Origin of the sequence: Streptomyces sp. NPDC056480 (genome assembly GCF_042795405.1) — a bacterium.
Classification (GTDB): domain Bacteria; phylum Actinomycetota; class Actinomycetes; order Streptomycetales; family Streptomycetaceae; genus Streptomyces.
The window spans coordinates 1-9,449 of sequence record NZ_JBHTSA010000193.1 but is presented as its reverse complement, the minus strand read 5'-3'; the positions used below and the strand labels follow the sequence as shown (position 1 = coordinate 9,449).

8 protein-coding genes are annotated in these 9,449 nt (G+C 70.7%); 3 read left to right on the top strand and 5 right to left on the bottom strand.

What is annotated here, in order from left to right:
* Positions 1-20: 20 nt before the first annotated feature.
* Positions 21-1,115: a UDP-glucuronic acid decarboxylase family protein gene (locus ACFQ79_RS39085; protein WP_383592759.1), complete on the bottom strand. Its 1,095-nt coding sequence runs from the start codon at positions 1,113-1,115 to the stop codon at positions 21-23.
* A 730-nt stretch (positions 1,116-1,845) separates the two neighbouring features.
* On the opposite strand from ACFQ79_RS39085, the gene ACFQ79_RS39080 reads away from it, so the two are divergent.
* Positions 1,846-3,147: a DUF4241 domain-containing protein gene (locus ACFQ79_RS39080; protein WP_383592757.1), complete on the top strand. Its 1,302-nt coding sequence runs from the start codon at positions 1,846-1,848 to the stop codon at positions 3,145-3,147.
* 622 nt (positions 3,148-3,769) lie between these two features.
* Here ACFQ79_RS39080 and ACFQ79_RS39075 read toward each other — a convergent pair.
* The 4 genes from ACFQ79_RS39075 to ACFQ79_RS39060 all read right to left on the bottom strand — a co-directional run bounded on the left by ACFQ79_RS39075 (position 3,770) and on the right by ACFQ79_RS39060 (position 7,351).
* Complete coding sequence (locus ACFQ79_RS39075; protein ID WP_383592754.1) at positions 3,770-4,513, bottom strand: amino acid ABC transporter ATP-binding protein; 744 nt, start codon at positions 4,511-4,513, stop codon at positions 3,770-3,772.
* Positions 4,510-5,418 (bottom strand): amino acid ABC transporter permease, encoded by a 909-nt coding sequence (locus tag ACFQ79_RS39070; RefSeq protein WP_383592752.1) that lies wholly within the window; start codon positions 5,416-5,418, stop codon positions 4,510-4,512. The genes ACFQ79_RS39075 and ACFQ79_RS39070 overlap by 4 nt, the downstream gene beginning before the upstream one ends.
* Before the next feature lie 10 nt (positions 5,419-5,428).
* Positions 5,429-6,304: an ABC transporter substrate-binding protein gene (locus tag ACFQ79_RS39065; protein WP_383592749.1), complete on the bottom strand. Its 876-nt coding sequence runs from the start codon at positions 6,302-6,304 to the stop codon at positions 5,429-5,431.
* 210 nt (positions 6,305-6,514) lie between these two features.
* Positions 6,515-7,351 carry an SAM hydroxide adenosyltransferase gene (locus ACFQ79_RS39060; RefSeq protein ID WP_383592746.1) on the bottom strand — a complete coding sequence of 279 codons (837 nt, stop codon included), beginning with the start codon at positions 7,349-7,351 and terminating at the stop codon, positions 6,515-6,517.
* A 544-nt stretch (positions 7,352-7,895) separates the two neighbouring features.
* On the opposite strand from ACFQ79_RS39060, the gene ACFQ79_RS39055 reads away from it, so the two are divergent.
* The gene (locus ACFQ79_RS39055) at positions 7,896-8,522 is read left to right on the top strand and encodes a hypothetical protein (RefSeq protein ID WP_383592743.1); all 627 of its coding nucleotides are present in this window, start codon (positions 7,896-7,898) and stop codon (positions 8,520-8,522) included.
* Positions 8,523-8,890: 368 nt separating this feature from the next.
* The gene (locus ACFQ79_RS39050; RefSeq protein WP_383592741.1) at positions 8,891-9,391 is read left to right on the top strand and encodes a hypothetical protein; all 501 of its coding nucleotides are present in this window, start codon (positions 8,891-8,893) and stop codon (positions 9,389-9,391) included.
* Positions 9,392-9,449 lie beyond the last annotated feature (58 nt).

The window sequence follows — 9,449 nt, the reverse complement described above, 5'->3', positions numbered from 1 at the left end:
GTCCCGCCGCGGTGCGTGAATCAGCTACCCGCGACGGTGGCCCCGGGGGCTGAGGACGCGACGCCGGTGGCGGCGCCGGCCGGACCAGGGATCGTCTGCGGTGTGAAGGGCGCCGACGTCGCGGCGGCCAGCGGGACCGTCTCGTCTTGGCCGCCGCGGATCGACGCGGCCGAGACCGCGAGGCGATCCGCGTGGGCGGCGAAGTACGCGACGGTGCGGCGGAGGCCCTCGGTGATGTCGATCTTCGGTTCCCAGCCCAGTACCTCGCGGGCGCGGGTGATGACCGGGCGGCGGCGGACCGGGTCGTCGACCGGCAGAGGGTGGTGCTTCACCTCGGATGCCGAGCCGGTCATCTCCAGGACGATGCCGGCGAGTTCGGAGACGGTGCGCTCGACCGGGTTCCCCAGGTTGAAGGGTCCCAGTTCGGAGGAGTCGAGGAGGGCGACCAGGCCGCGGACCAGGTCGTCGACATAGCAGAAGCTACGGGTCTGCCCGCCGTCGCCGTAGATGGTGAGCGGTTCACCCGTCAGGGCCTGAGTGATGAAGCTGGACACGACGCGACCGTCGTGCGGGCGCATGCGGGGGCCGTAGGTGTTGAAGATCCGGGCGATGCCCACGTCGACTCCGTGGGTGCGGCGGTACGCGGCGGAGACCGCCTCGGCGTATCGTTTCGCCTCGTCGTAGACGCTGCGCGGGCCGATGGAGTTGACGTTGCCCCAGTACGACTCCTCCTGCGGGTGGAGCAGTGGATCGCCGTAGATCTCGCTCGTCGACGCGAGGATGAAGCGCGCGCCGTGACGCATGGCCAGGCGAAGGGCGTTCTCGGTGCCGCGGCTCCCGACCGCGAGCGTCTCCAGCGGGTGGCGCAGATAGTCGGGAGGGGAGGCAGGGGAGGCCAGGTGGGCGACGGCGTCGACGCGGCCGGCGACCTGCACGGACACGCTCACGTCGGCGTGCTGGAACTCGAAGGCCGGGTGGGCCAGGAGGGGGGCGATGTTGTCGGGGTCGCCCGTCGAGAAGTTGTCGAGGCACACCACGGAGTCGCCGCGCCGTAGAAGCGCCTCGCACAGGTGTGACCCAAGGAAACCGCCGCCACCGGTCACGGCAACGCGCATGTGTTCTCCAGGAATGAGAAGCGGATTGACCTCGAGATCCGCTCGCACGGACCATCGAATGACGGAATGGCCTGACGATCGGAAAATCAGGCCGTCCCGGAACACGCAGAACGAGAGTATGGGCATACGTAGTCATTTTTACGGAGGCAATTCGGAAGCTAGGCTGATCGGCGGGCGTCTCACAGGGGGAGCGAAAAGCCCCACCGCCTAGTTCGTGGCTGCGCAGCATGTCGAACGGCGTATGCAGACGTTGTCACCCGCACGTGTCTCGACACCCATGTACGAGGCAATCACCGGACACGATCCACGCGCCACGTACCTCACGGCTCCATGGGATCGGTTCAACGTGGCGCTGCCGCTGCCGCCGCGCAGTCCGCGCGAGAAAGGGGCCCGACGAGGAATCCCGTGTTGGCTCTGTGCACGAGAACGCGAGAACGGGAGCCGTTTGCCGATGGCTTCGGGAGTCACCGCGTCACCCTGTCGCTTGATCAATGTCGATGAGTTCGGGAGTCACTGAGCGCTGCGTCTGAGCGGTCCATGACAGGGGGTGCCTGCGGCTCGACGGATCACGCTGGCACACCACTCACTGAGCGGGTCATGGACAGGATCACCGGCACGACTGTCTTGGCGCTGGAGCTGGCCCGCCGCCCGCCCAGTAGGGCCGTTGTCATGGGCAGCGGTTACCTTGCAGCTCCCAGAGCCAAGGCAGGTTGCAGGAAGAGGAGCGGCAGTGGTCGTCGAGGTGGAGTACGCGGAGGCGTGGGACCTGGAGGCTTGTGCGCCCTGGCGACCGGTGTCCGCCGAGGAGGCCCGGGAGCGGGATGCTGCCGGGCTTCCGTACGTGGTGGTGTACCGGGAGCCGTGTCGGAAGGCCCCGCTGGAAGTCCGGCTGGTCTCCTGGCGGGACCGCTATGTCGGGCTGTGGGTCTACGACGACCAGGGCCGCCGCACCTACGATCTGGACATGCGGCTGCTGGACGACCCATCGCGGCTGCTGCGCCGGTTCTCCGTCGGCTGGTACTACACAGGCCCAGAGATGGCGGAGTTCGACAAGGCGTGCCCACGCATCACCGTGGACCTCCTCCCGGACGGGAGGTGCCGGCGGACGGAGGAGCGGCAGGGGCAGGACAGGGGCTCCTACGCCACCTCGCCCAGACTCCGGGACGACGAGCGCTGGATGGACCGCCCCGCCTTCGGGGAGTGGCCGCTGCTCTCGGCCCAGGTACACGGGTTCAACCCGCCGGCCTTCACGGCGGCTGAGGTGGCCAAGGCAGCCGAGCGAGGTGACGCAGGCGCCCCCGCCACCTGCTGGCGTCCGCCGCGCCCCGCGCAGCCCGGGCCGATCAACGAGTTGTTCCGGCCCGGCGTGCGTGTGACCGACGGCTACCACCCCGAGATGACCGTCGTGGAGCCGCGCCGGGTCGGCACCCTGCGTGTACCCAGTGGCCTGCTGGCCGTCTCCGGTCCAGACATCGACCACGGCGGCGGGCCGCACATCACGGTCCCTGTCCCGCCCGGGGAGTACGTACTCGACGAGGCACGGGTCCACTTCAGCTACCAGTGCGAGTGGCGGGACACCGAGGTCACGACCACGCAAACCACGGCCGTCCGCCTCCTCGTCAGCGAGACCCCCGCAGCGACCTGGGAGATGGCCCTCGGTCCGGACGACGATCCCCGGCTGTTCGTCGAGCAGCAGATAGCCGGCTTCGACACCGACGGTGCCACCGGCTGCTTCGCCGACGCCGGTGCCTGGGAGCCGCTCATCGCGCTCTTCGAGCGGGGGCTGATCCAAGGGGAGTCGGACCTGGACGGGTACGAGGACATCGACGACGATTCCATGTTCATGCAGCGCACCCGGGACGAGGCTTCCGGCGGCGAGCTCATGTCCTTCGCGACGACCGGGGACGGTACCTACCCGGTGTGGGTCGGCCGTTCCGAGGCCGGTGAGGTGATCGGCGTCGTGGTGCTGGTGGAGGGGATGCCCGAGCTGCTCCCGGAACGGGACGGAACCCTTACCGATGCGGCTGTGTAGGCAGGGCCCTGCCAGCGGGCGCCTCCCGCACTCGTGAACATCGATCTGGCCGCCTTCGAGGGGCCTCCCGCGCTTATCGATGAACGACTCCCGTTCTCGTGGACAAAGCCACCACGCCCGTATCGACGGTCCGTCAGCCGCCCAGGATCTCGTCGTTCGGATCGAAGGCGTGGTCGCCGGCCGGCAGGTTGCCGAGGATGTCGGAGCGGGTCTCGCCGGTGAGCACGGTCAGGATGAAGCGGGTGCCGGGCACCGGGTGGTGCTCCCACTCGGGTCCACGGCCCGCGTGCGCCAGGACGGTCCAGGCCCGCGGCCGACTCTCCGGCGGCGGGGGGCGAGTCGTTCCACGGCAGGGGGCACCGGCGGGTCTCCGGGAGAGGGCTGAGGGCTTGGGGAGGTTCAGGACAGTGATGGGGTCGGTCGCGGACGCGCCTTCGTGGGGACCTTCGCCCGCACACCGAACGGTGCATGCTTCTGGCAGGCCCCGGTGGAGGCGAGTCCGGTCTGCTGCGGACTCGGCCGGCGGCTGGAGTGGCCCGCTCGAGCCTTCGCAGCAGCGGACTGGTCACCGGTCCCTCCCCGGCAGGGAGGGACCGGCTTCCGCGACCCGCGGGAGGCGGTGCTAGGAAGGGTCGAGCGCGCGGGCGAGGAAGCGCCGCGTGGCCTGCTCCCGGGGAGCGGTGAGCACCTGCTCCGCGGTGCCCTGCTCCACGATCACGCCGTCCTCCAGGAAACAGACCCGGTCCGCGACCCGCCGGGCGAAGTCCATCTCGTGGGTGGCCATCAGGATGGTCAGGCCGCGCCGCTTCAGGTCGGCGACGACGTCCAGGACCTCGCCGACCAGTTCGGGATCGAGGGCCGAGGTGATCTCGTCGAAGAGCAGCAGCTCCGGCTCGGTGGCCAGGGCGCGGGCGATCGCCGCCCGCTGCTGCTGTCCGCCGGAGAGCCGGTCGGGGTGTTCGTTCGCCTTGTCCGCGAGCCCGAGACGGTCGAGCAGCTCGCGGGCCGAGGCCTCGGCCTTCCTGCGCGGGACGCCGTGGACCCGGCGGGGCCCGAGCGTGATGTTGTCCAGCACGCTCAGATGCGGGAAGAGGTTGTACGCCTGGAAGACGATGCCGATCCGACGGCGGGCGACGTCGGGGTCGAGACGGGGATCGGTGAGCTCGGTCTCGCCCAGGTGGACGGTCCCGTCGTCGACGACCTCCAGCAGGTCCACACAGCGCAGCAGGGTCGACTTGCCCGAACCCGAGCCGCCGATCAGACAGACGACCTGGTGCTCGGCGACGTCCAGGTCGATCGAGCGCAGCACCACCCGTTCCCCGTACTGCTTGCGGAGGCCGCGGATGCGCAGCAGCGGCGCGCTCATCGGCCCGCCCCCGCCCAGGTGCGCTCCGCGGCCCGTCGCTGGAGACGGTCCGCGAAGCGGGTCAGCGGGATGGTCACCGCGATGAACAAGAGGGCAGCTCCCAGGTACGGGGTGTAGTTGAAGTCGTAGTCCGCCTTGATCTGCGCGGCCCGCAGCGCCTCGAGCGGACCGAGGACGGCGACCAGTGCCGTGTCCTTCTGCAGGGCGATGAAGTCGTTGAGCAGGGGCGGCAGTACGTTGCGCACGGCCTGGGGCAGGACGACGTGCCGCAGGGTCTGCCGCTCGTTGAGGCCGAGGGCCCGGGCGGCGTTCCGCTGGGCCGGGTGGACCGAGTTGAGTCCCGCCCGGAACACCTCGGCGACGTACGCGGTGTAGGAGAGGGTGAGGGCGATCACGCCGAGGAGCCAGGGCTCGGAGGGAGTGCCCTGCAGTTGCAGTGCCGGCAGTCCGAAGCCGACGAGGAAGACCAGCAGCAGGGTCGGTACGCCGCGGAAGACGTCCACGTAGACCGTGGCGGCGAGCCGCAGCGGCTGGAGACCCGGTGCGCGGGTCACCCGCACCAGGGCGATCAGCAGTCCCAGGACGAGGATCAGCACCTCGGCGACGAGGAACATCTGGATGTTGAGCCAGAAGCCCCGCAGGAGGTCGGGGAAGGCGGAGCGGAGTTCCGCGCCGTCGAGGAACAGACTGTCGACGCGCTCCCAGCCCGGTGAGGCCACCGCGGCCGCGCCTACCGCCACCAGGCCGAGCAGGGTGCAGAGGGCGGAGACCCAGGTGTGGCGGCGCTTGCGGGAGCGGCGGTACCGCTGCCGCTCCCGTTCGTGTTCGCTGGGCAGGTAGCCGGTGTCGGGCGCGCCCGGGGAGGTGACCGACCCGTCGGGTACGGCCGTCTTGCTGATGTCCACTGTCGGCCCGTTATCGCTTCAGCTCGGGGACGTTCGCCGAGGCGGAGAGCCACTGCGTGGTGAGCCTGGCGAGCGTGCCGTCGGTCCGGAGCTCGTCGAGGGCCTGGTTGACGCAGGAGGTGTACCCGCTGTTCTTCGGCAGGAGCAGGCCGAACTTCTCGGGGGTACCGCCCGCGTAGCCGAACTGGCCGACGATCTCGCCGTTGTCCAGCTCCGCCCCGGCCAGGTAGAAGACGGTGGGAAGGTCGGTGACGATCGCGTCGATCTGACCGTTCCGCAGCGCGGTCACCTCGTCCTTGGTGGTGCTGAAGACGCTCGGCTGCTTCGAGGGCTTGATCTGGTCGAGCACGGCCTGGTAGCTGGTCGTCGCGACCTGCACGCCGATCCTGGCGTCCTTGAAGGCGCTCAGGGACGTGGCCTTCGCGAACGCGGATCCGTCGAGCGCCAGGATGGCCTGATTGGCCGTGTAGTAACTGGAGGAGAAATCGACGGCTTTCGCGCGCTGTGGCGTGATGGAGATCTGGTTGATGTCGAAGTCGAAAGCCTTGGGGCCGGGGGCGTACGAATGGGCGAAGGGCTCGATGACCCATTTCACCTGGTCGCGCTCGAAGCCCAGCTTTTCGGCCACCGCATAGGCCACGGCGCTTTCGAAGCCCTTTCCGTTCGACGGGGTGTTGCTGTCGAACCACGGTTCATAGGCCGGGGAGTCGGTCGCGACGGTGAGCCGGCCGGGCTTGTGGAGGCTCGGGCTGTCGGTCGTGCACCGGGCGGCGTCCTTGGATCCGGCCGCGTCGGGGGTGTTCTGCGGCTGCGGCGCGCAGCCGGCCGCCGCCAGTGCGACGAGGGCGGCGGCGGAGGCCGCCAGGGAAATGCGGGTACGGGACATCAGAGGTCCTTCAAGGGAAGTCCGGGAAAGGTACGGGAAAGAGGGCCGGTGCTGTGTGCTCAGCGACACAGATCGGCCGCACAGCGCACGTTGTCCACGTGGCGGCGGCGTACCAGCAGGAGAGTTCCGGACATGCTTTTCAGCATTCCGGCTCACGGAGACCGGCGTCAATCGGGAAGACCGTTGCGGGGGTAACGCGTTGATAACATGTCAGCTGGTGAGATGGAATACCCGGTCGCCTTGACGCAGTCCGAATGCCTCCGCCGCGGAACCGCCGCGGACCACCAGTTCGGCGAATCCGACCCCGGAACTCCCGACGGTGATTCCGGGCTCGCCGAGCGGGACGTCGGGGAGCCGGTCGTAACAGCGCACCCGGATGTCGCGGCCGTCGAGCCGATTGCGTACGAGAAGGCTCTCGGCGGTGTCGTAGCCGGGCAGTTCGGCGGCCGGGCGGTCCAGCTTGCAGTTGCCGAAGTTGTCGACGACCGCGATCCGCACGTCGTCGGCGACGGACGGGCGCACCGCCGTCGGCTGCGCGGGGACGGGGTGGCCGTCCACCAGCCAGCGGGCCAGCAGAGGTGCGTACCAGAGGCTCCGGAACTGGGTCCGCACCATCTCCTCGATCTCGGCCGGCGTCAGCTCGGCCCAGTCGCCGGCGGCGGCCTCCAGCACCTCGCGGACATCGGTGACCTGAACCTCCGTCAGCCCCAGGTAGGTCGCCAGCGGGGCGAGGACCCGCTGGTTCAGCGTGCTGACGACCAGGTGGTTCCCGTGGCGGAAGGAGCAGAAGGGCACGCCGTTGGGCCAGTGCCCGTCCCGCGGCGCGATGTTGACGAGGACCACGACCGGCTGGGTCGGGCCGCCGATGAGGTCCGTGGAGCGGAGCAGGTCGAGCAGGGTGAGGGCGGCGGCGCCCTCCGGGTCCGGTCCGCCGAGCGGCAGAACGGTCGGCGTGGAGCCGAAGAGGGTGGCGATCCGGGTGGACTGGCGGGCGAGCGCATTGGGGTCGGCGCAGTCGGTGAGGGAGACGACCGGGGGAAGGGGCATGGCGGTACTTCGCCCTTCTGTCGAGGGAGGACACGGGGTGGGTGGCGTGCGAGGTGGTGGGACGACAGGCTCTGTGGCGGGCCGGGACGACAAAAAACGGACCCTCCGTATCCGGAGGGTCCGTCGCGTCCTGCGCGCACACGGCTTCGCTAGCGAAGCGCCTCCGGGGGCGGGGGCATCATTCGCATCATGGCGAGGGTGGCGGTGTGCTGCATGAGGTGCACGCTAGCACCGGATGGAATCGTCTCAGGCGCCTTTCCACATAGTGGACAGTCCTTTCCGGCGACCCGAGGGGGCAGGGGGCTGCGGCACCGGCCTGCCCGCCCGGCCGGACCGTCGCCGTGCCCGCCGGACCGACCGTTGCCGTGCCCGCCCGGCCGGACCCTTGCCGTGCCCTCCGGACCGACCGCCGCCGTGCCCGCCGGATCGATGACGGAGCCATCCCGCTGGTTTGGCAGTCCCGGAAGCGGCAAGCCGAATCGTAGGCGCGCTCAGCAAGCAGTCCCGAACAGCCAGGCAGGAGTCCCCATCCAGGAAGGCAGTCATGTCGACCCTGACCACAGCACTCATCATCGCGGCGCTGGTCGCGGCGCTACTGGCGTCCGGTGTCCTGATCCGGGCCCGCAGGGGCGCGGGCAGCGGCACGGGCTCCCTGAAGCGCCGCTTCGGCCCCGAGTACGACCGCAGCCTCGAACGGCACGGCGGCGACGTCGAAGCAGCCCACCGAGACCTGCGTGAGCGAGTCGAGCGGTACGGCCACATCCGCCCGCTGACGCTCGACCCGGCGGTCCGCGAGCAGTACACCGCTCAGTGGGCCACGCTTCAGGAGCGCTTCGTCGACGCGCCGACGCAGGCCGTCGCCGACGCCGAACAGCTCCTCATCCGGGTCGCCGCCGTCCGGGGCTTCCCGGACCCCGACCGGCGCGACGAACAGCTCGCAGCCCTGTCGGTGCACCATCCGCACCACGTGGACGGCCTGCGGGCGCTCCATCGGGCGACGCGTTCCGGGTCCGCCTCCACCGAGGAACTGCGCGAGGCGCTGGTGCACGCGCGCGCCCTGTTCGAGGCCCTGGCCGCCGCCGGGCCCACGGCGAGCGCCGACGTCCGACGGCCCCCGGCGCCGGTGCGGGGTCATGGGCCTCTCCTCAAGCCGAAGGGAAGTGATGCCTGATGGCACGCGAGAAGCGGGAACGGTGGGCGGCCGGGAACACGGACGGAGACGCGCGGAGCGAATCCGCACCCCCTCCGTTCCCGAAGCCGCCGCCGCCCCTGAGGCCCCCCGGCGCGCCGAGCGGCTCCGCCGCACCGACGCCCGCCGGAAACGAGGGAGCTCGCTCGGCGACCGTTCCCGCCCAGCGCGGTGGTGACGACACACCGCCGCCCCCCGCAGCTCCGCCGTCCCCGAGACCGCCGGTCACCACCTCCCCGCCGCCCACGACATCCGGGTCGGCATCGGCGAAGGCTCGGCAGCATGTCGTCCCGTCCGGCGACCCCGGTGCCACGGGCCGGAACGAGGGGAGCCGCACGCAGGCTCCCGTCGTGACCCCCGCCGCACCGCGCGGACGGACGACGATGGACCTGCCCGCCGACGGCCGGGCCCCCGGCGACGGCCAGGCCCCCGCCGAAGGCCAGGCCCCTGGCAACGGCCGGAGCTCGGACCATGACGACCGAGATGATCACGCGGTCGGCGGCGGTACGGGCGACCGGTCGGGCACGCACCACCGGCCGGCAGCCGACGGCTCCGCGGAAGGCCCTGCCGGGCAGCTGCTCGGCGGAGACGAACGCGACCGTCTCGGAGAACGCCTGCACCACGCGCTCGCGAGCTTCGTCGACTCTCCCCACGACTCGGTGGTCGAGGCGGCGGAACTGCTGGAAGAGACCGAACGGCACATCGTCGCGGCTCTGAGGGACCGGCGCATGGCCCTGCGGGCGGAGTGGCAGCAGGACGACGGCCCAGGGCGTGTGTCACAGGACACCGAGCAGCTCCGGCTCACCCTGCGGACGTATCGCGAGGTGACGGAACGACTGCTCCGGGCATGACCCGGAACCAACCCGCCCCCTCGCGTCGTGGGAGGAGCCCCCTGGACCCCCAGGGGGC

Coding starts and splice junctions, on each gene's coding strand:
- ACFQ79_RS39060 (WP_383592746.1), bottom strand. CDS start 7,351: ATGCCCCTTCCCCCGGTCGTCTCCCTCACCGACTGCGCCGACCCCAAT.
- ACFQ79_RS39055 (WP_383592743.1), top strand. CDS start 7,896: ATGTCGACCCTGACCACAGCACTCATCATCGCGGCGCTGGTCGCGGCG.
- ACFQ79_RS39075 (WP_383592754.1), bottom strand. CDS start 4,513: ATGAGCGCGCCGCTGCTGCGCATCCGCGGCCTCCGCAAGCAGTACGGG.
- ACFQ79_RS39065 (WP_383592749.1), bottom strand. CDS start 6,304: ATGTCCCGTACCCGCATTTCCCTGGCGGCCTCCGCCGCCGCCCTCGTC.
- ACFQ79_RS39085 (WP_383592759.1), bottom strand. CDS start 1,115: ATGCGCGTTGCCGTGACCGGTGGCGGCGGTTTCCTTGGGTCACACCTG.